This window comes from Sphingopyxis terrae subsp. terrae NBRC 15098 (genome assembly GCF_001610975.1).
Classification (GTDB): domain Bacteria; phylum Pseudomonadota; class Alphaproteobacteria; order Sphingomonadales; family Sphingomonadaceae; genus Sphingopyxis; species Sphingopyxis terrae_A.
In genome coordinates, this window is record NZ_CP013342.1 from 3,583,184 (window position 1) to 3,604,216 (window position 21,033).

General features: G+C 65.2%; 26 protein-coding genes and 1 tRNA gene. 9 read left to right on the forward strand and 18 right to left on the reverse strand.

All coding sequences use genetic code 11. The features are described 5' to 3' along the window. Nucleotides 1–13: 13 nt before the first annotated feature. From AOA14_RS17015 to AOA14_RS17025, 3 genes are all read right to left on the reverse strand, one after another. Nucleotides 14–544: a DUF2271 domain-containing protein gene (locus AOA14_RS17015; protein WP_062902654.1), complete on the reverse strand. Its 531-nt coding sequence runs from the start codon at nt 542–544 to the stop codon at nt 14–16. A gap of 9 nt (nt 545–553) precedes the next feature. Next, nucleotides 554–1,195: a PepSY-associated TM helix domain-containing protein gene (locus tag AOA14_RS17020; RefSeq protein ID WP_062902655.1), complete on the reverse strand. Its 642-nt coding sequence runs from the start codon at nt 1,193–1,195 to the stop codon at nt 554–556. 141 nt (nt 1,196–1,336) lie between these two features. Then, nucleotides 1,337–1,426: transfer RNA gene (locus AOA14_RS17025), tRNA-Ser, on the reverse strand. A gap of 238 nt (nt 1,427–1,664) precedes the next feature. On the opposite strand from AOA14_RS17025, the gene AOA14_RS17030 reads away from it, so the two are divergent. After that, the gene (locus AOA14_RS17030; protein WP_062902656.1) at nt 1,665–2,435 is read left to right on the forward strand and encodes a DUF1134 domain-containing protein; all 771 of its coding nucleotides are present in this window, start codon (nt 1,665–1,667) and stop codon (nt 2,433–2,435) included. A 535-nt stretch (nt 2,436–2,970) separates the two neighbouring features. Here the strand turns inward: AOA14_RS17030 and AOA14_RS17035 are convergent. The 4 genes from AOA14_RS17035 to petA are packed head-to-tail and all read right to left on the reverse strand — an operon-like array spanning nt 2,971 to nt 6,261. After that, a complete protein-coding gene (locus AOA14_RS17035) occupies nt 2,971–3,525 on the reverse strand; it encodes an adenine phosphoribosyltransferase (protein ID WP_062902657.1) in 555 nt (184 codons plus the stop codon). Nucleotides 3,526–3,562: 37 nt separating this feature from the next. After that, nucleotides 3,563–4,375, reverse strand: coding sequence for a cytochrome c1 (locus AOA14_RS17040; RefSeq protein WP_003050484.1), 813 nt, complete (start codon nt 4,373–4,375; stop codon nt 3,563–3,565). A 31-nt stretch (nt 4,376–4,406) separates the two neighbouring features. Further along, on the reverse strand, nt 4,407–5,690 hold the full coding sequence (locus tag AOA14_RS17045) for a cytochrome b (RefSeq protein ID WP_062902658.1): 1,284 nt from the start codon (nt 5,688–5,690) through the stop codon (nt 4,407–4,409). A 13-nt stretch (nt 5,691–5,703) separates the two neighbouring features. Then, nucleotides 5,704–6,261, reverse strand: a complete 558-nt coding sequence (gene petA, locus AOA14_RS17050) for a ubiquinol-cytochrome c reductase iron-sulfur subunit (RefSeq protein WP_003050479.1) — start codon at nt 6,259–6,261, stop codon at nt 5,704–5,706. Between the two features lie 214 nt (nt 6,262–6,475). On the opposite strand from petA, the gene AOA14_RS17055 reads away from it, so the two are divergent. Further along, the gene (locus tag AOA14_RS17055; protein WP_062902659.1) at nt 6,476–6,934 is read left to right on the forward strand and encodes a tRNA (cytidine(34)-2'-O)-methyltransferase; all 459 of its coding nucleotides are present in this window, start codon (nt 6,476–6,478) and stop codon (nt 6,932–6,934) included. Continuing rightward, nucleotides 6,931–7,791 carry an oxygen-dependent coproporphyrinogen oxidase gene (gene hemF, locus AOA14_RS17060; RefSeq protein WP_062902660.1) on the forward strand — a complete coding sequence of 287 codons (861 nt, stop codon included), beginning with the start codon at nt 6,931–6,933 and terminating at the stop codon, nt 7,789–7,791. The genes AOA14_RS17055 and hemF overlap by 4 nt, the downstream gene beginning before the upstream one ends. Before the next feature lie 60 nt (nt 7,792–7,851). On the opposite strand, the gene AOA14_RS17065 is transcribed toward hemF, so the two are convergent. Both AOA14_RS17065 and AOA14_RS17070 read right to left on the reverse strand, forming a co-directional pair. Further along, on the reverse strand, nt 7,852–8,712 hold the full coding sequence (locus AOA14_RS17065) for a hypothetical protein (protein WP_202988314.1): 861 nt from the start codon (nt 8,710–8,712) through the stop codon (nt 7,852–7,854). A 25-nt stretch (nt 8,713–8,737) separates the two neighbouring features. Next, nucleotides 8,738–9,481, reverse strand: coding sequence for a glycerophosphoryl diester phosphodiesterase membrane domain-containing protein (locus AOA14_RS17070; RefSeq protein ID WP_062902662.1), 744 nt, complete (start codon nt 9,479–9,481; stop codon nt 8,738–8,740). 128 nt (nt 9,482–9,609) lie between these two features. Between AOA14_RS17070 and lipB the strand changes: the two genes are divergently transcribed. After that, on the forward strand, nt 9,610–10,263 hold the full coding sequence (gene lipB / locus AOA14_RS17075) for a lipoyl(octanoyl) transferase LipB (RefSeq protein ID WP_062903238.1): 654 nt from the start codon (nt 9,610–9,612) through the stop codon (nt 10,261–10,263). A 9-nt stretch (nt 10,264–10,272) separates the two neighbouring features. After that, nucleotides 10,273–10,602: a hypothetical protein gene (locus tag AOA14_RS17080; protein WP_062902663.1), complete on the forward strand. Its 330-nt coding sequence runs from the start codon at nt 10,273–10,275 to the stop codon at nt 10,600–10,602. A gap of 21 nt (nt 10,603–10,623) precedes the next feature. Here the strand turns inward: AOA14_RS17080 and queE are convergent, their stop codons facing one another. The 6 genes from queE to AOA14_RS17110 form a co-directional block, all read right to left on the reverse strand. Then, entirely contained in the window at nt 10,624–11,256 is a 633-nt protein-coding gene (queE, locus tag AOA14_RS17085; RefSeq protein WP_062902664.1) for a 7-carboxy-7-deazaguanine synthase, read from the reverse strand. Between the two features lie 3 nt (nt 11,257–11,259). Next, nucleotides 11,260–11,952: a 7-cyano-7-deazaguanine synthase QueC gene (queC, locus tag AOA14_RS17090; RefSeq protein WP_062903239.1), complete on the reverse strand. Its 693-nt coding sequence runs from the start codon at nt 11,950–11,952 to the stop codon at nt 11,260–11,262. Nucleotides 11,953–12,137: 185 nt separating this feature from the next. Continuing rightward, entirely contained in the window at nt 12,138–12,560 is a 423-nt protein-coding gene (locus AOA14_RS17095) for a hypothetical protein (protein ID WP_082820066.1), read from the reverse strand. A gap of 109 nt (nt 12,561–12,669) precedes the next feature. Beyond that, nucleotides 12,670–13,584 carry an Hsp33 family molecular chaperone HslO gene (hslO, locus tag AOA14_RS17100; RefSeq protein ID WP_062902665.1) on the reverse strand — a complete coding sequence of 305 codons (915 nt, stop codon included), beginning with the start codon at nt 13,582–13,584 and terminating at the stop codon, nt 12,670–12,672. Beyond that, nucleotides 13,581–14,519, reverse strand: a complete 939-nt coding sequence (gene argF, locus AOA14_RS17105) for an ornithine carbamoyltransferase (protein WP_062902666.1) — start codon at nt 14,517–14,519, stop codon at nt 13,581–13,583. The genes hslO and argF overlap by 4 nt, the downstream gene beginning before the upstream one ends. Further along, nucleotides 14,516–15,703, reverse strand: coding sequence for an aspartate aminotransferase family protein (locus AOA14_RS17110; RefSeq protein WP_062902667.1), 1,188 nt, complete (start codon nt 15,701–15,703; stop codon nt 14,516–14,518). Before AOA14_RS17110 ends, argF begins: the two co-directional genes overlap by 4 nt. A 172-nt stretch (nt 15,704–15,875) precedes the next feature. Between AOA14_RS17110 and AOA14_RS17115 the strand changes: the two genes are divergently transcribed. After that, nucleotides 15,876–16,304 carry a hypothetical protein gene (locus AOA14_RS17115; RefSeq protein WP_202988315.1) on the forward strand — a complete coding sequence of 143 codons (429 nt, stop codon included), beginning with the start codon at nt 15,876–15,878 and terminating at the stop codon, nt 16,302–16,304. Next, nucleotides 16,301–17,224 carry a cation diffusion facilitator family transporter gene (locus AOA14_RS17120; protein ID WP_062902669.1) on the forward strand — a complete coding sequence of 308 codons (924 nt, stop codon included), beginning with the start codon at nt 16,301–16,303 and terminating at the stop codon, nt 17,222–17,224. Before AOA14_RS17115 ends, AOA14_RS17120 begins: the two co-directional genes overlap by 4 nt. Here AOA14_RS17120 and AOA14_RS17125 read toward each other — a convergent pair whose 3' ends face one another. Continuing rightward, nucleotides 17,225–18,211, reverse strand: a complete 987-nt coding sequence (locus AOA14_RS17125; RefSeq protein WP_062902670.1) for an LLM class flavin-dependent oxidoreductase — start codon at nt 18,209–18,211, stop codon at nt 17,225–17,227. It abuts the gene before it with no gap. Between the two features lie 49 nt (nt 18,212–18,260). Further along, nucleotides 18,261–18,713, reverse strand: a complete 453-nt coding sequence (locus tag AOA14_RS17130; protein WP_062902671.1) for an Lrp/AsnC family transcriptional regulator — start codon at nt 18,711–18,713, stop codon at nt 18,261–18,263. Nucleotides 18,714–18,787: 74 nt separating this feature from the next. On the opposite strand from AOA14_RS17130, the gene AOA14_RS17135 reads away from it, so the two are divergent. Next, the gene (locus AOA14_RS17135; protein ID WP_062903241.1) at nt 18,788–19,378 is read left to right on the forward strand and encodes a LysE family translocator; all 591 of its coding nucleotides are present in this window, start codon (nt 18,788–18,790) and stop codon (nt 19,376–19,378) included. Between the two features lie 67 nt (nt 19,379–19,445). Beyond that, nucleotides 19,446–20,462, forward strand: a complete 1,017-nt coding sequence (locus AOA14_RS17140) for an aldo/keto reductase (protein ID WP_062902672.1) — start codon at nt 19,446–19,448, stop codon at nt 20,460–20,462. Here the strand turns inward: AOA14_RS17140 and AOA14_RS17145 are convergent. After that, a complete protein-coding gene (locus AOA14_RS17145) occupies nt 20,447–21,028 on the reverse strand; it encodes a hypothetical protein (RefSeq protein WP_202988316.1) in 582 nt (193 codons plus the stop codon). The two genes, AOA14_RS17140 and AOA14_RS17145, sit on opposite strands and share 16 nt — an antisense overlap. Nucleotides 21,029–21,033 lie beyond the last annotated feature (5 nt).

Consider the following 21,033-nt stretch of genomic DNA (forward strand, 5'->3'; position numbering starts at 1 on the left):
GGTCCTCTCTGGATCAACGGAAGGAAATCGAAACGGTGCCAAGTTCGGCCTTGCCCGCCGCGCGCCCCCCGGCGCCGGCCTTGGCGGGCCAGCGGAACGGAATGCGCAGCAACTCGCGCCCGCCGACTTCGCGCGCAGCCTCGATCACCAGGACATAGTCGCCGGACGCCTGCGCGCCGAGCTGCGCGCGGCTGAAGGATATCCTGTGCGTGCCCGGCGCGCGCGTCGCACCCGTCACGCCATTGGCCGGAAAACGCATCGAACGGCCCGAGGCGCGCCACCACTGCCGCACGTCGCGCAGCCATTTGGTGCCCTCGTTATTCTTCATGTCATGGTCGTACCAGATCGCGACGGTCCTCGCGGGCGCGCCGGCCTTCTCTACCCAGATGGCGACATAGGGCCGATGATATTCGGCGACCTTGATCTGCGGGATAGTGACGCTGACCTCCATCATCCCCGGATCGGCGGCGAGCGCCGGCGCCGACAGCGCCGCGCCCAGCCCCAGCGAGGCGCCGGTCAGGACGGATCGAAACTCGGTTTGCATGGCATCTCCTTAATGGATGAAGAGGATCGCGATGGTGGCGGGGATCGCCACCCCCGCGCCGACGAGCGGCCAGGTGCTCTTGCGCTTGGCCGAATGAAGCTGAAGCAGCACAAGCCCGGTCAGCGCGAACACCAGGCAGGCAAAGGCGAATATGTCGATGAACAGGCTCCACGCGCCGCCCGAATTGCGCCCTTTGTGCAGATCGTTGAGATAGGAAATCCAGCCGCGGTCGGTGATTTCCGCGGTGGCGGCGCCCGTCGCGCGATCGATCGCGACCCAGGCATCGCCGCCGGGACGCGGCGCGGCCATGTAGACCTCGTCGGCGGACCATTCGGCTTCGCCCGCACGGACCGGAAAATTCGCCTCGACCCACGCCGCAACCGGCGCGGGGAGCGTCCTCTTGCCGTCCGCCGGGTCCGCCGCCGCCAGCGCTTCGAGCAGCGACGCCGGCAATTGCGCGCTACGCTCGGCGACGCGCGGTGCCCCCTCTATATCGGCGGCATGGTTCAGCGTGAAACCGGTGATCGCGAACAACAGCAGCCCGATCAGGCTGATAGCCGAGCTCATCCAGTGCCACATGTGAAGCTGTTTGAGCCAGAAGGCGCGGCGGCTCTTCTTGGTCGGCGTGCGCGTTGGGGTCGGTGCGTGCATGGAGGAGAGAGGCCCTTGAAATTTGGCCCTCACTATCGCGAACGATTCGCATTTACAATAGATAAGCGGGCGAAATTTGCGCGCATGCCCGCAGCCGCGGGCGACCGCCGCGAGCTGCTCGAGACAGATGGAAGGAAGAGGTGGCGGAGACGGAGGGATTCGAACCCTCGGTACGGTTCCCCGTACGACGCTTTAGCAAAGCGTTGGTTTCAGCCACTCACCCACGTCTCCGCATGGTCTGCCGCGCGAACGGCAGGTTGGCCTGAGCGGGCGCTATAGCCAGACCGATCCCGCCCCGCAACGCCTAACATTGGCCTTTTTGTCACTTATTCCCCTATTGGTCGGTGGAAATGATTCGGTCCGGCGCAAAATCGACTCAAGTCATCGCCCGTTCATTGCCGCGCCGACAGGATGAGTCATGGTTAACCCGGCTTGCGGCGCCCGAAGCCGCCGATTTTTGGGGGATTATATGCGGAATGCGCTCACCAATCTTGCCGTTGCGGCTCTCGCCTCGATCGGGCTGATGCTCGCCGGGCCGGCGGCGCACGCACAGATGACATCGGTCGATCCCAATACGGCGATCGATTCTGACCTCAACAATCCGGCGCCCCCGCCGCCTCCCCCCCCCGCCACGACGACCAGCGACCCGTCGCTCGACAGCGACCTTGCGACCGGTGCCGAACAATATTCGGTCACCTCACCCGACGCGAGCACGACCACCGCTGCGCCTGCAACGGGAACGACGGCCGCCGATGGCACCACATACAAGGAAGACGATCTGATCGGCGCCGCCGAAGGCGTCTTCGGCAAGGGCGCGCAGGGCCTCGCCGGCCTCATCGAAGATATTCTGAAGAAGCAGGGCGAGCCCAACGCTTATATCGTCGGCCGCGAAGCTGGCGGCGCGCTTGGTATCGGGCTGCGCTACGGATCGGGCACACTGTACCACAAGATCGAGGGTGAACGCCCCGTCTACTGGACCGGTCCCTCGATCGGCTTCGACGCGGGCGCCAATGCCGGCAACACCTTCGTGCTGGTCTACAATCTGTTCGACAGCGAGGATCTCTACAAACGTTATCCGGCGGGCGAAGGCGCCGCCTATCTCATTGGCGGCTTCAATGCGAGCTATCTGCGGCGCGGCGACGTAGTCCTCATCCCGATCCGCGTCGGCGTCGGCGCGCGGCTCGGCGCCAATATCGGCTATATGAAATTCCGCAAAAAACAGAGCTGGGTGCCCTTCTGAAGCACCCGCCACCCCCAAAGGGCGATGGGCCCGCGTCTCCGGACGCGGGCCTTTTTCTTTGGAGGGAAGCCGCGTTGCGGCGCGGTGGGATATGACTGGAATCGGCCCTTAAGCAGACTCTAGCTCAATCTTTTGATCCGCCTCTCGGGGCACGATCCATCCGAATATCACTGGCACCAAGCTGATGATTGATCCGCCGATGTTGAAAGCTACATGATCCGAAAGATGCCATGTTGGTCCGATGCCAAACTGGAGGATCATCAAAAGCAACCACGCAGTGGATAGCTTCGCATCGCGAAGGCGATGATAAGTCATTATCGTCAGGGCAATCCCGGCAACGACTGCAACGAGAAAGATAAACCACGCGGGAATGCCGGCCGATATTTGCCGACGCTAAAGCAACGCCAGTAATTGCTACAAGCGCTGCCGAACCAATCCGGTAGCGCGACCTCTCCCCGTAGCGTCTCACATTCATCGGCATCATCAACAGCCTAAGATATGATCCGTCCACTGACCACTTCAAATCCGCCGCACCTCAATCGCCGTCGAAGGCGATCAGCGTTTCGCATGCGAGGCCCGCGGCCTCGAGCCGCTGCGAGCCGCCAAGGTCGGGAAGGTCGATGACGAACAGCGCCGCGGCGACGTCGGCGCCGACGCTGCGCATCAATTCGGCGGTCGCGAGAATGGTCCCGCCGGTGGCGAGCAGATCATCGACCAGCACGACGCGGTGGCCCTCGGTGACGGCGCCTTCGTGCAGCTCGAGCCGGTCGGTGCCATATTCCAGTTCATAGTCGACGCCGATGGTCACGCCGGGCAGCTTGCCGGCTTTGCGCACCGGCACCAGCCCGATACCGAGCGCGGTCGCCATCGCCGCGCCGAACAGAAAACCGCGCGCCTCTATCGCCACGATCAGGTCGGGGCGATAGCGGGCCGCGCGGTCTGCCAGGCGGCGGACGCTTTCGGAAAAGCCCGCCGCGTCGCCGATCAATGTCGTGATGTCGCGAAACTGGATCCCGGGTTTCGGGAAATCGGGGATCGTGCGCACCAGCCCCGAAAGGTCGAGGTCGGGACGCGGCGGAACGGCGATCATCCTCGACCGCCCTTCGCTATGCCCGCGTCCCCAATCCTCAATGTTCCTTGCCGGCCCAGATGTTCCGGTACGACAGATAGGCAAGGATGGTGAAGATCAGAAGGTAGAGGAACACGGCCCAGCCGGTCCACACGCGCTTCACCAGCTTGGGTTCTGCCGTCCACACAAGGAAGGCGGTCACGTCCTTTGCCATGCTCTTGAGGTCGTTCGGCGAACCGTCCGCGAAGGTCACCTGACCATCGGCCAGCGGCGGTGCCATCGCGAGGTTGAGGTTCGCGAAATAGGGGTTGTAGTGCAGGCCGGTCGCCGGCTGCAGTTCCTTCGGCAGGTTCGCCGGCGGGTTCTGGAAGCCGGTGATCAGCGAATAGACGTAATTCTTGCCGTCTTCGCGCGCCTTGGTGATCAGCGAAAGATCGGGCGGCAGCGCATTGTTGTTCGCCGCGCGCGCCGCGGTTTCGTTCGCATAGGGCGCCGGGAAGTGATCCGACGGCAGGCCGGTGCGGGTCGCCGGCTCGCCCGTGTCGGGGTTGATCGACGGGATATTATCATAGCTTTTGGCAAAGCTCTTCACCTGACCCTCGGTATAGCCGAGTTCGGCGATGTCGCGGAACGCGACGAGATTCAGGCTGTGACAGGCCGAGCATACTTCCTTGTACACCTGCATCCCGCGCTGCAGCTGGGCCTTGTCCCAATGCGGGAACATGCCGTCGCTGGCGAGCGCGAGGTGGCGCGGGTGCTTGTGGAATTCATGCACCGCGTTGGGCTCGTTCGAGAGCGGCGTGGTGAAGATCGCGCACAGCAGCGCCAGGATGAAACCCAGGCCGACGAGAAATCCGAGCGGACGAACCATGGCTGTATCAGCTCCTATAAAAGTCCGGCGCTCAGGCCGTTGCCGGGGCCGACGACGCGTCGGCATTCTTGGCGAGGACCGCCTCGGTGATCGAATTCGGCATCGGAAGCGGCCGTTCGATCCGCGAGATGATCGGCAGGATGATCAGGAAGTGCGCAAAATAATAGGCCGCGCACAGCTGGCTGAGGATCACATAGGGCTGCTCCGCCGGGCTCTTGCCGCAATAGCCCAGGATGAACACGTCGACGACGAGGATCCAGAAGAAGATGCGGTTGAGCGGACGATAGTTCGACGACTTCACCGGCGAGCTGTCGAGCCACGGCAGGAAGAAGAGCAGCGCGATCGCCGCGAACATCGCGATGACGCCCCACAGCTTCGCATCGATCCACAGGAAGTTGAAGGTGAAGGCGCGCAGAATCGCGTAGAACGGCCAGAAATACCATTCGGGAACGATGTGCGCCGGCGTCGAAAGCGGATTCGCCGGGATATAATTGTCCGGGTGACCGAGCAGGTTCGGGCTGAAGAAGGTCAGCGCCACGAAGATCATCAGGAACACGCCGAGGCCGAAACCGTCCTTCGCGGTGTAATAGGGATGGAAGGGGACGGTGTCCTGTTCGTCCTTCACCTCGATACCGGTCGGGTTCGACGAGCCCGGGATATGCAGCGCCCAGATGTGCAGGATGATGACGCCCGCGATCACGAAGGGCAGCAGATAGTGGAGCGAGAAGAAGCGGTTGAGCGCGGCGTTGTCCGGCGCAAAACCGCCGAGCAGCCAGACGCGGATCGGTTCGCCCACGGCGGGTATCGCCGAGAAGAAGCCGGTGATCACCTGCGCGCCCCAGAAGCTCATCTGGCCCCAGGGAAGGACATAGCCCATGAAGGCGGTCGCCATCATCAGGAGGAAGATCACGACGCCGAGCAGCCACACCATTTCGCGCGGCGCCTTATACGAACCGTAATAAAGGCCGCGGAAGATGTGCAGATAGACGACGATGAAGAACATGCTCGCGCCGTTCATATGCGCGTAGCGCAGGAACCAGCCGGCGTTCACGTCGCGCATGATATGCTCGACCGAGTTGAACGCGACGCCCGCATTGGCGGCATAATGCATCGCCAGCACGATGCCGGTGATGATCTGGATCGCGAGCGCGGCCCCGGCGAGGACGCCGAAGTTCCAGAAATAGTTGAGGTTGCGCGGCACCGGATAGCCGGCCCCGATCGCATTATAAACGAGACGCGGCAGCGGCAGCTTCGCGTCGAGCCACTTCATCAGCGGCTGCTGGGGTTCATAGTTCTTGGCCCAGGGAAAGCTCATCTTATCTCGCTCCTCAGCCGATCGTCACGACGGTGTCGCTGTTGAATTCATAAGGCGGCACGAACAGATTCTTCGGCGCCGGGCCTTTGCGGATACGCGCCGCGGTGTCGTAGTGCGAACCGTGGCACGGGCAGAAATAGCCACCATAATCGCCGCGCGGCTCGCCCTCGGCGGCGCCGAGCGGCACGCAGCCCAAGTGGGTGCAGACGCCTAGCGTGATCAGCCAGTTTTCCTTGCCGGGCTTGGTGCGCTCGTCGAGCGTCTGCGGATCGCGCAGATCGCTCAGTGGCACCTTCTTCGCCTCGGCGATTTCGACGGGCGTCAGGTTGCGGACGAACACCGGCTGCTTGCGCCAGCTCGTCTTGATCGCCTGACCCGACTGGATCGCGGAAATGTCGATTTCGGTCGACGACAGCGCCAGCACGTCCGCCGACGGATTCATCTGGTTCACCAGCGGCAAAACGACGGTGGCCGCACCAACACCCGCGAAGCTGACCGCCGCGATATTGATGAAGTCCCGGCGCCGCACGCCATCCTCGATGCCGGCGTTAAGATTGGATTCACTGGCCATTCGATTGCCCTTGCGCTGGGTGAACTGACAATGGTTCTCGGAAAACTGGCCACCCCGTTTTACGCGCGCAAAGCGTCGCAAATCCCGGCGGCCCCTCCGGGAATTGCGGGCCTGATAGCCGCACACAACAGCCTTGCCAACAGGCAATTTCCGCTTTGTGACCGCTATGTTGCCCCCTCTCGATTCCGCAGGCGCGCGAAGCTAAGGCGGAGCGATGCAAATCGCCCTGTTTCAGCCCGACATCGCCGGTAACGTCGGCACCATCCTGCGAACCGCGGCCTGTCTCGGCGCGCGCGCGCACATCATCGAACCGTGCGGCTTTCCTTTTTCCGACCAGGCACTGCGCCGCGCCGGAATGGATTATGCCGTGCGCGCCAATGTGCAGCGGCACGCCGATTGGGCGGGCTTCGGCGACTGGAACCGGGCCGAAGGCGGGCGGCTGGTGCTGATGACCACCGCGGGCGCGACCGCCCTGCCCGATTTCGTGTTTCAAGAGGGCGACGTGCTGCTGCTCGGCGCGGAGTCGTCGGGCGTCCCCGCGCATGTCCATGCCGCCGCGGCGGCGCGGGTCGCGATTCCGATGCGGCCGGGCTTTCGGTCCTTGAATGTCGCGGTCGCGGCTGGCATCGCGCTGGCCGAGGCACTCCGGCAGACGAAAGGCTTTGCGTCATGATTTCGCTCGATCCCCAGCAACAGGCGGCGCGCGACTGGTTCGAGTCGCTGCGCGACCGGATCTGCGCCGCGTTCGAGGCGATCGAGGCCGAGGCGGGCAGCGACGCGCGCTTTACCTATACGCCGTGGGACCGCGAGGCCGAGGGTATTGCGGCGGGCGAAGGCGGCGGCGGCGTGCGCGGGGTGATGACCGGCCAGGTTTTCGAGAAAGTCGGGGTCAATGTTTCGACCGTCGCGGGCGAGTTCGCGCCCGATTTCGCCCAGTCGATCAACGGCGCCGAAAGCGACCCGCGCTTCTTCGCCACCGGCATCAGCCTCGTCGCGCATATGGCCAATCCGCATGTTCCGGCGGTGCATATGAACACCCGCTTTCTCGCGACGACTAGGCGCTGGTTCGGCGGCGGTGCCGACCTCAACCCGCCCATCCCCTATGCCGAGGACACCGACGCCTTTCATGCGCGGCTGCGCGCCGCCTGCGCGCCCTTCGGTCCCGATGCCTATGCCCGCTATTCGAAATGGGCGGAGGATTATTTCTATATCCCGCATCGCGGCGTCCATCGCGGCGTCGGAGGGATCTTCTACGATCATCTCGAATGCGCCGACGATGCAGGCTTCGACCGCAATTTCGAGTTCACCCGCGCCGTGGGCGAGGCCTTCCTCGACATCTTCCCTCATATCGTGCGGCGCCGGATGGACCAGCCCTTTACCGAAGCCGAGCGCGAGGAGCAACTGGTGTGGCGCGGTCGCTACGCCGAATTCAACCTCGTCTACGACCGCGGCACGCTGTTCGGGCTCAAGACCGGCGGCAATATCGACGCGATCCTGATGAGTCTGCCGCCGCTCGCCAAATGGAGCTGACGAAAAAGGGGCGCCGCGTCGGCTGCGGGCGCCCCTGAATCTTGCGATATTGACCGTCGATCAGGCGAATACGCTGCCCGCATCGACGGGCCCGAGCGCGCGGTAGATGCCCGCCGGAATCCCGACCTGCAGATAGGCGACGGGAATGCTCATCACGATGCTGCCGACGATCAGGCCGACCATCGATCCCGCGCCCGGCATCCCGCCGCTCGCAAAAACCGAAAAGCCGACCACCGCGCCAAGGATCATCGCGATCACCAGGAAGGCGATGCCCAGCAGGATGAAATAGGCAAAGATCTTCCACTGCGCCGCGCCGGTGATCCGCCACGATTCGGACAGGCCGGTCAGGACGTTGAAGGTCCGCTTGTCGGCCATGATCGGCCCGGTGCAGCACAGCCGCGCCGCGAGCCAGACGATGAACAGCAGGAACAGCGGCACGAGGATCAACATCGCGAAGCCCATCCCTGCCAGCGCCGATTCGCTCGGCTGGCGGCCGCGAAGCAGCGCCGGCGCAAAGGCGCCGCCGAAGAGCAGAAAACCGATGATGCCGATCACGAAGAGGATCGCCGCCGTGAAAAGCAGCACGGGCAGCGCGGCGACCAGCCCATAGCCGAGGGCCCCCCCGACATTTTCCTGACCATCGCTAAAGCCCAACCGCCACGAAGCAAAATAGCTGCCCGTCTGGAGGATGTAATTGACCAGGCCCAGCAGCATCGCAAAACCGCTGAACGCGGCGAAAGCCCCTGCCCCGCTCGTCATCCGCGCCGGATCGAAGGCGGCCATGCCGCCGCCGAGCGCGAGTTGCAGGATCAGCGGCACCGCGATGCCGACGCCGATCAGCGCGATGGCATGCTCGGCGGCACGGCCGCTGAAAAAGCTGGTCGCATAGGACCAGGCCTGACTGATGCTGATATTATTCACATCCATTCTCCCCTGTTGGACATGGTCAGGCGAAAATATCTCCCGCCTGGGTTGTCGCCAGCTGCCGATAGGCGGCCGCCGAAATCGCGATCGAGATCATCGTCGCGACGAGCCCGAAGCCCGCTTCGACCAACCCGCCGAGCATCTTGCCGACGCTGCCCGCGCCGCCGATCATGCCGACGAGCCCGCCCACCAGCGAGGCGGCGATGATGACGACCAGCGTGACGAGAAACAGGAAGAGGAAAATGCGCCAGCCATTGCCGCGCGTCATCTGCCAGCTCGTCGCGATCACCTCGACCGGATTGCGGATCGCGCGGTCGGCGACCAGCGGCGCGACGAAAGCGAGCCGCCCGATCAGATAAAGCCCCGGAATGACGAGCAGCAGAAAGCCGACGCCCAGCATCAGGCCGGTCAATATCTGCACCGCCACGATGGTGAGCAGCATCGAGGCGGCAAAGCCCAGCGCCTCGCCGACGCTGGTGCTCGACCGCGACAGCCACAGCCGCATGATCGCCACTGTCCCGAACATGGTGAACAGCGCAACGCCGATCTGATACGGCAGCATCTGAAGGATATTCTGCCGCATTGCTGCGGTCAGCTGGTCGATCGTCGCTTCGGCGGGCGGCTCGATCGGCGCCGGGCCGAACCAGGCCACCGCAAGCGCCGGCAGGAACAGGAAAACCGCCGCGATGGTGCCGGTGAGCGGGCGGTGCGCCTTCAGAAGCTGAATGGCATCGTCCCACGCCGCGCCCATATCGAATTTTGCCATTGATACCCCGTCATTTATCGCTTCGGATTGGCGCTGAACCTGACTGGCTTCGCGGCCAAAGTCCAGCCCCGTTCGGTGCGGTTGCCGCCCCCTTGCGCTTCGCGCCCGCGCGGGGCAGAAGCCGCGCGATGTCCGCGCTCCCGCCTCCCGAATGGACCGTTTCGCCCGGCCTTGTCGATTATCCCGCCGCGCTTGTCGATATGGAGGCGCGCGCCGCCGCGATCCATGCAGGCACGGCGGGCGAGCGCATCTGGCTGCTCGAACATCCGCCGCTCTATACCGCCGGGACCAGCGCCGACCCCGCTGAGCTGCTCGACCCGCGCTTTCCGGTCTATGACGCGGGCCGCGGCGGGCGCTACACTTATCATGGCCCCGGCCAGCGCGTCGGCTATGTTCAGCTCGACCTCGCGCAGCGCGGGCGCGACGTGCGCGCCTATGTCCATGCGCTCGAAGGCTGGGTGATCGACGCGCTCGCGCGGCTCGGCGTCGAAGCGCGCCGCGCCGAGGGGCGGATCGGCATCTGGACCGATGACCGCGACGGCCGCGAGGCCAAGATCGGCGCGATCGGCGTCCGCGTCCGGCGCTGGGTGACGCTCCACGGCTTTTCGCTCAACGTCGCGCCCGACATGACGCATTTCGGCGGCATCGTACCATGCGGCATCGCCGAATTTCCGGTGACGAGCCTGGCGGAGCTTGGTCGCCCCGCTGATTTCGCCGCAGTCGACGCCGCGCTCGCCGACGCCCTTCCGGCCTTTCTCGACAAGCTCGCGGCCAGCGATTAGGACCGGCACATGACGCGGATCATCCTCACCTCGCTCCTCACCCTGTCGCTCGCCGCCTGCGGAGGCAGCGAAGGCAGCAAGACCACGACCAAGCTCGACGCGGTCGAGGTCGAACCCGGCGCGATCAGCGACTCGATGATCGTCCTCGACAATGCGGCGAGCGACGGCACCGCGGTCGACACAAGCGTACCGAGCGACAATATGAAAAAGCCCGACAGCAAGGCCGACGACGAAAGCGCCGACAGCAGCAGCAGCGATGCAGCGCCCGCGGATCAGAGCGACAATCCCGACGCCGTTCCCGCTCCGGCGGCAAAGAAGGCCCAGGTCGACAGCCAGTAGGGCGGTCGCGAGCCTCTTCGCTCAGCGCAGCCCCAGCGTCTTGTGCGTCTGGAGCGACAGGCGCCAGCGCGGATCGCGCATCACCAGATCGATACAGTTCCGGACATTGTCCGCGGCATTGGCATCGTCGAGCGGCTGGATCAGCCGATGCGCAAAATCGAGTTCTGCGAGCCGTTCGACATCGCTTCCCGGCTGCGGCCACACCAGCTTGAGTTCGTCGCCGCTCGTCTGGACCAGTTCGCTGCCTGCCTTGGGACTGATACAGATCCAGTCGATCAGCCGCGGCACCGGCAGCGTACCGTTGCTTTCGATCGCGACGGTGAAGCCCTCGCCATGCAGCGCCTCGATCAGCGCATCGTCGACCTGCAACATCGGCTCGCCGCCGGTGAGCACGACATAGCGGTCCCCTTGCGCCGCCCCCCATGTTTCGCCAATCCGCTCCGCCAGCGCCGCAGCATCGGCATATTTGCCGCCCAGCGTCCCGTCGGTGCCGACGAAATCGGTGTCGCAGAATTTGCAGATCGCCCTGGCGCGGTCCTGCTCGCGCCCCGTCCACAGGTTGCAACCCGCAAAGCGGCAGAAGACCGCGCGCCGTCCGGCCTGCGCCCCCTCGCCCTGCAGCGTCAGGAATATTTCCTTGACCGCATAGGTCATGGGTCAGGCCTCGACTGCGTAGCGCGTCGGGTCGGCGAGCCCGGCGTCGGCGAAGCCCTTGCGGCGCAGGCGGCAGCTGTCACACAGGCCGCAATGCAGTCCCTCGGGCGTCGGGTCGTAACAGGACCAGCTCATCCCCGCATCCATGCCGAGCCGCGCCGCCTCGGCCGCGATGTCGGCCTTGGTCATATGCTGCAGCGGCGCATGGATCACAAAATCGACCCCCTTGTCGCCGTCGCGCGTCGCGAGCTGCGCGAGATGCTGGAAGCCCGCGATGAATTCGGGGCGGCAATCGGGATAGCCTGAATAGTCGAGCGCGTTGACGCCGATGAAGATGTCCTGCGACCGCCGCGCTTCGGCGAGGCCGAGCGTCAGCGACAGGAAGATCAGGTTGCGCGCGGGAACATAGGTGACGGGAATATCCTCGCACACGCCGTCCTTGGGCACATCGATGTCGGCGGTCAGCGCCGACCCGCCGAAGCGCCGCAGATCGAGCGGCAGCACGATATGCTCGGCCGCGCCCACCGCCGTCGCAATCCGCGCCGCCGAGTCCAGCTCGACGCGGTGCCGCTGGTTGTAATCGACGGTCAGTGCAACGATCCGTGCCCCCGCCTCGCGCGCCAGTCCTGCGCAAACCATCGAGTCCAGACCGCCCGACAGAAGGACGATCACCGTTTTTCCGGAAAGATCCTGCATCGCGGCGCGATACGCCCGCGCCGCGCTTCGCGCAAGACCGCGATTTGTGCGGCGCACCAAAGAAAATGGGCCGCGCGTCGTTCGACGAGCGGCCCAGTGCGGCATGAATGCCGTTAGGGAGAAGGACACACATCGGCGTGTCGCAATCCCCCTTCTAGCGAAGGATGGTTAACAAAAGGTTTGTTTCAGCAGCCGCCGGCGCGGCGCGCCTCGATCGCCTGCGAGAAGGGCTTGCCGTCGGCGATCCCCTGCGTGTCGATCTGAACGAGGCGGTTCGTTTCGCTGCGGATCGTGGTGCGGCCATGCCCGGCGCCGGGGCAGGTGTAATGCACCGTCACCGATGTCGGCGTATCCTCGATCACATAGCGCGAGCAGGTCGCGCGCGGATGATAGACCTGGATCAGGCGGCGCGCGTCACCCAGACATACGGTCTGGAGTACCGCATCCGTGCCGCGCTCGCGCAGCTGCCAACTGCCCTTTTCCAGCCGGTCGAGCATGGCCAGCGTCGGCGCCTGCGCAGGCACCGCGCTCGCCGCTCCGGTCAGGGCAAGCGCCATCGCCGATATGCGAAACATGGGAGAGAAGATCGTCATTTTCACCTTGTCCACCGGCCGTTCCGTGTGGAACGGCAACGACGCCGCGCATCACCTAATCATCAAACCCGCATATTTCAACCATTCAGCGCACGCATGCCTCGCTTCATCGACGGCCCGTGCGTCAGTGGCGGGTCGCGATCTCGGCGAGCGGGACGGGGAACAACCGCGAACAAAAGGCGCAATCGACCTGGATGATCCCCTCTTCGTCGGCCATTTCCTGCCGTTCGGCTTCGGGAAACTGTGCCAGCACCCGCGCATAATGGTCGATGTTGCAGCGGCAGCCGCGCGACACCGCCACGCCGGGTTCGACGCGCACTTCCTCTTCGTGGAACAGCCGCCACGCCAACGTCTCGAGCGAGGCCGCGGCGTCGGTCAGTTCCTCGTCCTTCAGCGTCGCCGCAATCGTGCGCGCATGGTCCCATTCGGGATGATCGGCGCGCGCTTCGATCCGGTCGCGCCCGACCTCGCCGTCAGGCAGATGCTGCAGCAGCAGCCCGCCGGCGACACAGCCGAGCTCAGCGTCGTGCCGCGCGCAAAGGCGGACGAGGCTCGGTATCTGCTCGGACTGCTCGAAATAATGTTCGGCGGCATCGGCGATCGACGATCCTTCGAGCGGGACGATCCCCTGCCAGCGCTCGCCGCTCACCGCCTGATCGAAGGTGATCGCCAGAAAACCCTCGCCGAACAGACCGAACAGCGTCGGATCGGGGCCGACCTCGGCCAGTCGTTCGACATCGAACTTCAGATAGCCACGCAGCTCGCCAGCGCGATAATCGCAGACGAGCAGATCGACGGGACCGCCGCCGGTCTGCGCCTGCAGCGTCATCTGGCTTTCATCGTCCTTGAGCGTCGAACCGAGCAGCACGGTCAGCACTAGCGCCTCGGCGAGCAGCTTTTCCATCACCGGCGGATAGCTGTGCGCCGCCATGATGCGGTTGAGCACCGGCCCCAGCCGCACGAAGCGGCCGCGGACATGCCGCTCGGCGATGGTGAAGATCAGGGGTTCGTCGAACCAGGTTTCGCGCGTCTCGCTCACAATTTCCCCAACGCCCACAAAAGAACCGATTTCTGTGCATGGACGCGGTTTTCCGCCTCGTCCCACACGCGCGACTGCGCGCCGTCGATCACCGCATCGACCACCTCTTCGCCGCGATGCGCGGGCAGGCAGTGGAGGAAGAGCGCATCGCCCTTCGCCTTGCCCATCAATCGCTCATCGACCTGATAGGGCGCCATTGCGGCCAGTTTGTTGTGGGCATGGTCCTGCCCCATCGACACCCAGGTATCGGTGACGACGATATCGGCGCCCGCGACCGCCTCGGCCGCGTCGCGCAGGATGTCGATGCGCGCGCCCTGTGCGCGGGCCGCCTCGACGAAGCGCATGTCGGGGTCGTAGCCTTGCGGCACCCCGGCGCGAACATTGAAGCCGAACAGCCCCGCCGCCTCGATCAGCGAGGCGAGCACATTATTGCCATCGCCAAGCCACGCGAGCTCAAGGCCGGGCAAGGCCTTGCCGCCCTCGACGATCGTCAGCAGGTCGGCAACGATCTGGCACGGGTGCGACAGGTCGGTCAGCCCGTTGATCACGGGGACGCTGGCATGTTCGGCCAGCTCCTCGATCTTCGCATGATCATCGGTGCGGATCATGATCGCATCGACATAGCGCGACAGGACGCGCGCCGTATCGGCGATGGTTTCGCCGCGGCCGATCTGCATCGACCCCGCTTCCATCACCATCGCGCTGCCGCCGAGCTGGCGGATCGCCATGTCGAACGACGCGCGCGTGCGGGTCGAATTCTTCTCGAAGATCATCGCCAGCACATGGCCCGCAAGCGGCGCGTCGGCATCGACCCGGCCCTTGGGCCAGGCTGCGCGCGCCGTCTTGCGGTCGATCGCGTCGGCGAGCATCGCCGCGATGGCATCCCCGCCCGCGTCGGACAGGTTCAGGAAATGCCGCAGCGCGGGTGCGCTCATGCTTCCGGCGGCGTGTAGCTCGCCGCCCCCGCCGAGAGTTTCTCGATACATTCGTCGATATGACCCTGTTCGATGTTCAGCGGCGGCAGTATGCGCACGACATTGTCGCCCGCCGCGACCGTCAGCAGCCCGTGGTTGTCGCGCAGATGCGCGACGAAGGCACGGCTGTCGGACTTCATCTTGATGCCGAGCATCAGGCCCATGCCGCGGATGCTTTCGAACAGATGATCGTGATTAGGGATAAGCTGTTCGAGCGCGCCGCGCAGCCGCTCGCCCGTCGCCTTGACCTGATCCATGAAGCCATCCTCCAGGATGACGTCGAACACCGCCTGCCCCGCCGCCATCGCCAGCGGATTGCCGCCATAGGTCGATCCGTGCGTGCCGATGACCATGCCGCGCGCCGCCTTTTCGGTGGCAAGGCAGGCGCCGAGCGGGAAGCCGCCGCCGATGCCCTTTGCGGTCGCCATGATGTCGGGCGCGACGCCGAACTGTTCATGGGCATAGAGCGATCCGGTGCGCGCGACGCCGCACTGGACCTCGTCGAACACCAGCATCAGGTCGCGTTCGTTGCAGATGTCGCGCAGCCCCTGCAGGAAGGGTTGCGACGCCGGGCGGATACCGCCTTCGCCCTGCACGGGTTCGAGCAGGAAGCCCGCCGTGCTGTCGTCGACCAGATCGAGCGCGGCGTTGAGATCGTCGAAGGGCGCATAGGCAAAGCCCGGAAGCAACGGGTCGAAGCCCTTGCGCAGCTTTTCCTGATTGGTCGCCGAAATCGTGCCGAGCGTGCGCCCATGAAACGCATTGTTGAAGGTGATGAGCGTGTGCTTGTGCGCATTGCCCGCGCTTGAATGATAGGCGCGCGCGGTCTTGATCGCACATTCGACCGCCTCGGCGCCCGAATTGGTGAAGAACACCGTATCGGCGAACGTATTGTCGACCAGCCGCTGCGCAAAGGCTTCGCCCTGCGGGCTGCCGTAAAGGTTCGACACATGCATCAGCGTCGCCGCCTGATCCTGGATCGCCTTCGTCAGATGCGGATGGCCGTGACCGAGGAGGTTGACCGCGATGCCGCTCGCGAAATCGAGATAACGCTCGCCGCGCTCGCCGATCAGATAGGCGCCCTCGCCTCGCACCGGACGCACACCGCACCGGGGGTAAACGGGCATCAGCGGCGTGATCGACATATCGGGCACCTTTCCAAAAAGCCTAAAGTAAAAAGGCGACCCCAAAGCGGGCCGCCCTTGCACGGGCCGCCCCTATACCGCCGCCGCCAGAGGCGCGTCAACACGGCGCCTGACCCTGTCCTGTTCGATGCAACCAAGCCCTTTGATCCGCGTTCGCCCAATGATGCGAAAGATGCCCGCGCTCCTGTTGCTGCCCCTGCTACTCGCCGCATGCGACGGCATGCCGCGCGATGTCGGCGGCACCAGCGAACGCATTTCCCGCACCGGCACGATGCGCGTCATCGTCCTTCCCGCGACACCCGACGCCGCGCCCGCGCTCGACCTGCTCGGTCGCTACGCTGCGGCGCATGGCGCAACCCTCGCGCGCGTCGAGGCGCATGGCGAGCACGCCCTCCACATGCTTGAAGAAGGCGATGTCGATGCGGTGGTCGGCCATTTCGCCAAGGCCTCGCCGTGGAAGACCGAAATCGCGCTGTCGAAGCCGCTGACGCATGGCGAGCCCGACGATGCCGACACGCCCGTCCTGCGCATCGCGCGCCGCAACGGAGAAAATGCCCTCGTCCTCGCTACCGACCGCATGGTCGCAGAGGCGCGGCGATGACCGTCCACGGCGGTATTGATCCCGTCATCGCCGCCGACGTCCGGCGCGGCGAACGGCTCGAATGGTGGACGCTGTTCTGGATGAGCAGCGTGATCGTGCTGATGTGGCTGACGATGGGCGCCAGCCAGGCGATGAAATCGGCGGTGATCGAAGATTTTCTGAGCCTGGTGCCCGCGATCGTCTTCCTGCTCGCGGCGCGATGGGAACGCCGCGATCCGAACCGGCGCTTTCCCTTCGGATATCGGCGGGGCAACAGCCTGGCCTTTCTGATCGCGGCAACCGCGCTGCTCTCGGTCGGTGCCTTCCTGTCCTATGAAAGCATCACCACGCTCATCCGCCGCGAGCATCCCACCGTCGGCGGCGTCACCCTCTTCGGCCACACGGTCTGGCTCGGCTGGCTGATGATCGCGGCGCTGGTCTATTCGATCGTCCCGCCGATCATCCTCGGCCGGATCAAGCAGCCCGTTGCCGAACGCATCAAGGACAAGGTGCTGCACACCGACGCGCTGATGCAAAAGGCCGATTGGCAGACCGGGCTGGCGGGCATCGCGGGCATCGTCGGCATCGGTCTCGGCTGGTGGTGGGCCGATGCGACGGCAGCGCTGTTCATCGCGCTGTCGATCGTCAAGGACGCGATCGGCGCGCTCGATCAGGCGGTCGCCGAACTGCTCGACGGGACGCCGCGCAAACTGGCCTCGAACGAACTGTCAGACGATGCCGAGGATCTGATCGCGGCGCTCAAGTCCCGCTATGGCGATGTCAGCGTGCGGCTGCGCGAAACCGGCCGCTATATCGATGCCGAGGTCGATTGCCCCTCGCCCGCCGACGTGCCGACCGCCGCCGACCTGATGGGCGACGACGCGGCGTGGCGCCTCGCCAGCCTGAGCTTCCGTCCCGAACCGAGCGATCCGCCCGCCTGATCAGAGGCGCTTCGCCGCCTCGATCGCGATGGCGAGCGAGCGCTTGCGGGCGGCATGGTCGTACATCGACGACGCGACGATCACCTCGTCGGCGCCGGTGCGCGCGGCAAAACTCTCTAGGCCCGCGGCGATGTCGTCGACCGTGCCGACCGCCGAACATTGCAGCACATGGTCGAGGATCGCGCGCGCATTGGGCGGAAGGCTGTCCTTGTAACCCGCCAGCGGCGGCTTCATCTTGCCCGGATTGCCGGTGCGAAGTGCGACGAACGCCTGCTGCTGCGACGAGGCGAGCAATTCGGCCTCCTCGCGCGTGTCGGCGGCGAAGACGTTGAACGCGGCGGCGGCGTAGGGCTCGGCCAGCTGCTCCGAGGGCCGGAACTGGCGGCGATAGATGTCGAGCGCCTCGTCGAGCGCGTCGGGCGCGAAATGACTGGCAAAGGCATAGGGCAGCCCGAGCATCGCCGCGAGCTGCGCGCCGAACAGGCTCGACCCCAGGATCCACAGCGGCACATTCGTCCCCTCGCCCGGCACCGCGCGGATACCCAGCCGGTCGTCCCCGGCAAGGAAGGCCTGCAATTCGACGACATCCTGCGGAAACTGGCGCTCGTCGCTCGCAAGATTGCGGCGCAGCGCCTGCGCGACGCGGCCGTCCGATCCCGGCGCGCGGCCAAGGCCCAGGTCGATGCGGCCGGGAAACAGCGCCTCCAGCGTGCCGAATTGTTCGGCGATCACCATCGGCGCATGATTGGGCAGCATGATTCCGCCGGCGCCGATCCGGATGGTCGACGTCGCCTGCCCGATATGCGCGAGCACCACCGACGTCGCCGCACTCGCGATCCCCGCCATCCCGTGATGCTCGGCCACCCAGTAACGCGCATAGCCGAGCGCTTCGGCATGGCGGGCAAGATCGGCGGCATTGGCGAGCGACTGGGCGATCGTGCCCGTGTCGGTGACGGGGACGAGATCGAGGAAGGACAGTTTCAGCATGAAACCGATATGCGGTGGCGGACGATGAGGTTCAAGGCGTTACCCTCGATCAAGCCCGCTCGTCCTTCGGCGAATCCATCAGCACATAGGTGGTGATCGAATGGACCTGCGGCAGCACGCCGAGCACTTCGGTATGGAAATGCTTGTACGCCGCCAGATCCTGCGTCTCGACGCGGAGCAGATATTCGATCGTCCCGGTAATATTGTGGCATTCGCGCACTTCGGGTGCGAGCGCCATCGCCGCTTCGAAATCGCTCTGCGACTTCTTCGTGTGCGACGACAGGCCGACGGTCACATAGGCCAGAAAGGTCAGCCCCAGCTTCGCCGAATCGACCACCGCGCGATAGCCCTTGATGACCCCGCTGCGCTCGAGTTCCTGCACGCGGCGCAGACACGCCGAGGGCGACAGCCCGACGCGGTCGGCGAGCTCGATGTTGGAGATTCGCCCCTCGCTCGCAAGTTCGCGCAATATCTTGCGATCAATCTGATCCAGTCCAGCCATAAGTTGCAAAACTTAACACATTGACGCCCAAATTTGCAACCCGCCGGGACAGTTTCGCCCTTATGTTGCGCGGCATGCAACAGACCACCTTCGCCGCGCTTGCCGCCTTTGCCCTCGTCTCGTCGATCACGCCGGGGCCGAACAACATGATGCTGATGGCGTCGGGCGCCAATTTCGGACTGCGCCGCACCGCGCCGCATGCGCTCGGCGTGGGGTTCGGCTTCACGCTCATGATCGTCCTCGTCGGCGTCGGGCTGATGGGCCTGTTCGACCTGTTTCCGGTGCTGAACCTCATCCTCAAGATCGTGAGCGTCGCCTATCTGCTGTGGCTGGCGTGGAAGATCGCCAACGCCGGCGCGCCGAGCGGCGGCGACAGCCCGCGCGGCAGACCGATGAGCTTCGGGCAAGCGGTGCTGTTCCAGTGGGTCAATCCCAAGGCCTGGTCGATGGCGCTGACCGCGATCGCGCTCTATGCGCCCGATCGCAATATCGCCGCGGTCCTGCTCGTCGCCGCGATCTTCGGCGTCATCAACCTGCCCTCGACCAGCCTGTGGGCGGTGATGGGCGTTTCGCTGCGCGGCTGGCTGTCATCGCCCGCACGGCTGCGCGCCTTCAACTGGACGATGGCGGCGCTGCTCGTCGGATCGCTCGCGTTGCTGATCTGATTGCAAGGTTGCGATCCGCAACCTATGCACGGGCCAGCTACCCCTCTCGAGACCGGAGATCCGCCCCATGAAAACGCGCCGCCTGGGCCAGAGCGCCATCCACGTCACCGACATCTGCATGGGCACGATGACTTTCGGCAGCCAGACCGATGAGGCCGAGGCGCTGCGCATCCTCGACCGCTGCTTCGACGAGGGGATCAATTTCTACGACACCGCCGAAGGCTATCCGGTACCGCCGGACATCAAATGGGTCGGCCGCACCGAAGAGATCGTCGGTCGCTGGCTCAAGACCAAGAACCGCGACGCGATCATCCTCGCGACCAAGGTCTCGGGACCGAGCCATGTCTGGTTCAAATCGCCGTGCCGCGGCGGCATGACCGCGCTCGACCGCCACAACATCCGCACCGCGATCGAAGCAAGCCTAACGCGGCTGCAGACCGACTATGTCGACCTCTACCAGACGCACTGGCCCGACCATGACGCGCCCTATGACGAGATCATGGACGCGCTCGACGAGCTGGTCCGCGAAGGCAAGGTGCGCATCCTCGGCTGCTCGAACGAGACGAGCTGGGGCCTCATGAAATCGCTCGCGGCGTCGGAAAAGCTGGGGGTCGCCCGTTATCACACGATCCAGAATAATTTCAGCCTCAACAACCGCCGCTTCGAGGACGAGCTGGCGCAGGTCTGCCGCCAGGAGGGCGTCAGCCTGATCCCCTATTCGCCGCTCGCCGGCGGCGTCCTGTCGGGCAAGTATCAGGGCGGCGCGACGCCCGAAGGCGCGCGCTTCTCCCGCTATCTGGCGATGGAGGGGCGGCAGGCCGCAATGGGCCGACGCTTCGTCAACGACAAGTCGCTCGCCGCCACCGAACGCTATCTCGCAATCGCCGCCGAGGCCGGCATCGACCCGGTGACGATGGCGACCGCCTGGTCGAAGCAGCATGACTTCGTCGCCTCGACCATCGTCGGCGTCAGCGGCTACGACCAGCTCGAACCGATCCTCGCCGCAAAGGAGCTGGTGCTCGACGCCGCGCTGATGAAGACGCTCGACCGCGTCGGCAAGGACATACTCTACCCGATGGGGTGATCGACACGGCGAAGCGTCGGCCATTCGAGGACGAGCGCCTCCCCACACCGTAAGCCCCGCCATGCCTTCGACACCGTATCGAAGGCAGCAAACACGTCGACTTGGACAGCGTCGATCCGCGCGCGCTCGTCGCTGCTGAGCGTTGTGCGCACGCGCGCAGCCTCGTCCACCGCCGCGCGCTGCGACGCGCTGTCCGAACGGGTCCGGCTGCGCCAACCGATGTCGAACAGGAAAGCGGCGAGCTCGGACAGTTCGCCTTCGCGCCCCTGCCCCTTCATCAGCGCTGCACCCTTCGCTGCCTGTTTGCGCGCCGCGCGGCAATGGGTCCTGGCATCGGCGCCTTCCGGGGCGCCGATATGAAAGGACCCGGCATCCCCGCCCGCCGCAATCTGGCCGAACACGCCGCCTTTCAACCCGAGAAGCGCTTCGGCGACAAAATGCACCATGTCGTGCGGCAAGTCGGGATCGAAACCCGGCGCGGGATCCATCACCAGGGCCGGCGCCGACGCGCGATCGATCCGCATCGCGTAACGCCGCTCGCCCGACCGAATGAAATGAACCCTCATCGCAT

What these genes read in the sequence shown, in the direction of transcription:
- AOA14_RS17115 (WP_202988315.1), top strand. Translation starts at nt 15,876, where the DNA reads ATGCCCGCGCTCCTGTTGCTGCCCCTGCTACTCGCCGCATGCGACGGC.
- lipB (WP_062903238.1), top strand. Translation starts at nt 9,610, where the DNA reads ATGTCCGCGCTCCCGCCTCCCGAATGGACCGTTTCGCCCGGCCTTGTC.
- argF (WP_062902666.1), bottom strand. Translation starts at nt 14,519, where the DNA reads ATGAGCGCACCCGCGCTGCGGCATTTCCTGAACCTGTCCGACGCGGGC.
- AOA14_RS17140 (WP_062902672.1), top strand. Translation starts at nt 19,446, where the DNA reads ATGAAAACGCGCCGCCTGGGCCAGAGCGCCATCCACGTCACCGACATC.
- queC (WP_062903239.1), bottom strand. Translation starts at nt 11,952, where the DNA reads ATGCAGGATCTTTCCGGAAAAACGGTGATCGTCCTTCTGTCGGGCGGT.
- AOA14_RS17110 (WP_062902667.1), bottom strand. Translation starts at nt 15,703, where the DNA reads ATGTCGATCACGCCGCTGATGCCCGTTTACCCCCGGTGCGGTGTGCGT.
- AOA14_RS17045 (WP_062902658.1), bottom strand. Translation starts at nt 5,690, where the DNA reads ATGAGCTTTCCCTGGGCCAAGAACTATGAACCCCAGCAGCCGCTGATG.
- AOA14_RS17135 (WP_062903241.1), top strand. Translation starts at nt 18,788, where the DNA reads ATGCAACAGACCACCTTCGCCGCGCTTGCCGCCTTTGCCCTCGTCTCG.
- AOA14_RS17040 (WP_003050484.1), bottom strand. Translation starts at nt 4,375, where the DNA reads ATGGTTCGTCCGCTCGGATTTCTCGTCGGCCTGGGTTTCATCCTGGCG.
- AOA14_RS17080 (WP_062902663.1), top strand. Translation starts at nt 10,273, where the DNA reads ATGACGCGGATCATCCTCACCTCGCTCCTCACCCTGTCGCTCGCCGCC.
- AOA14_RS17020 (WP_062902655.1), bottom strand. Translation starts at nt 1,195, where the DNA reads ATGCACGCACCGACCCCAACGCGCACGCCGACCAAGAAGAGCCGCCGC.
- AOA14_RS17120 (WP_062902669.1), top strand. Translation starts at nt 16,301, where the DNA reads ATGACCGTCCACGGCGGTATTGATCCCGTCATCGCCGCCGACGTCCGG.
- AOA14_RS17145 (WP_202988316.1), bottom strand. Translation starts at nt 21,028, where the DNA reads ATGAGGGTTCATTTCATTCGGTCGGGCGAGCGGCGTTACGCGATGCGG.
- AOA14_RS17030 (WP_062902656.1), top strand. Translation starts at nt 1,665, where the DNA reads ATGCGGAATGCGCTCACCAATCTTGCCGTTGCGGCTCTCGCCTCGATC.
- AOA14_RS17035 (WP_062902657.1), bottom strand. Translation starts at nt 3,525, where the DNA reads ATGATCGCCGTTCCGCCGCGTCCCGACCTCGACCTTTCGGGGCTGGTG.
- AOA14_RS17125 (WP_062902670.1), bottom strand. Translation starts at nt 18,211, where the DNA reads ATGCTGAAACTGTCCTTCCTCGATCTCGTCCCCGTCACCGACACGGGC.
- AOA14_RS17070 (WP_062902662.1), bottom strand. Translation starts at nt 9,481, where the DNA reads ATGGCAAAATTCGATATGGGCGCGGCGTGGGACGATGCCATTCAGCTT.
- AOA14_RS17130 (WP_062902671.1), bottom strand. Translation starts at nt 18,713, where the DNA reads ATGGCTGGACTGGATCAGATTGATCGCAAGATATTGCGCGAACTTGCG.
- hemF (WP_062902660.1), top strand. Translation starts at nt 6,931, where the DNA reads ATGATTTCGCTCGATCCCCAGCAACAGGCGGCGCGCGACTGGTTCGAG.
- AOA14_RS17015 (WP_062902654.1), bottom strand. Translation starts at nt 544, where the DNA reads ATGCAAACCGAGTTTCGATCCGTCCTGACCGGCGCCTCGCTGGGGCTG.
- petA (WP_003050479.1), bottom strand. Translation starts at nt 6,261, where the DNA reads ATGGCCAGTGAATCCAATCTTAACGCCGGCATCGAGGATGGCGTGCGG.
- AOA14_RS17055 (WP_062902659.1), top strand. Translation starts at nt 6,476, where the DNA reads ATGCAAATCGCCCTGTTTCAGCCCGACATCGCCGGTAACGTCGGCACC.
- queE (WP_062902664.1), bottom strand. Translation starts at nt 11,256, where the DNA reads ATGACCTATGCGGTCAAGGAAATATTCCTGACGCTGCAGGGCGAGGGG.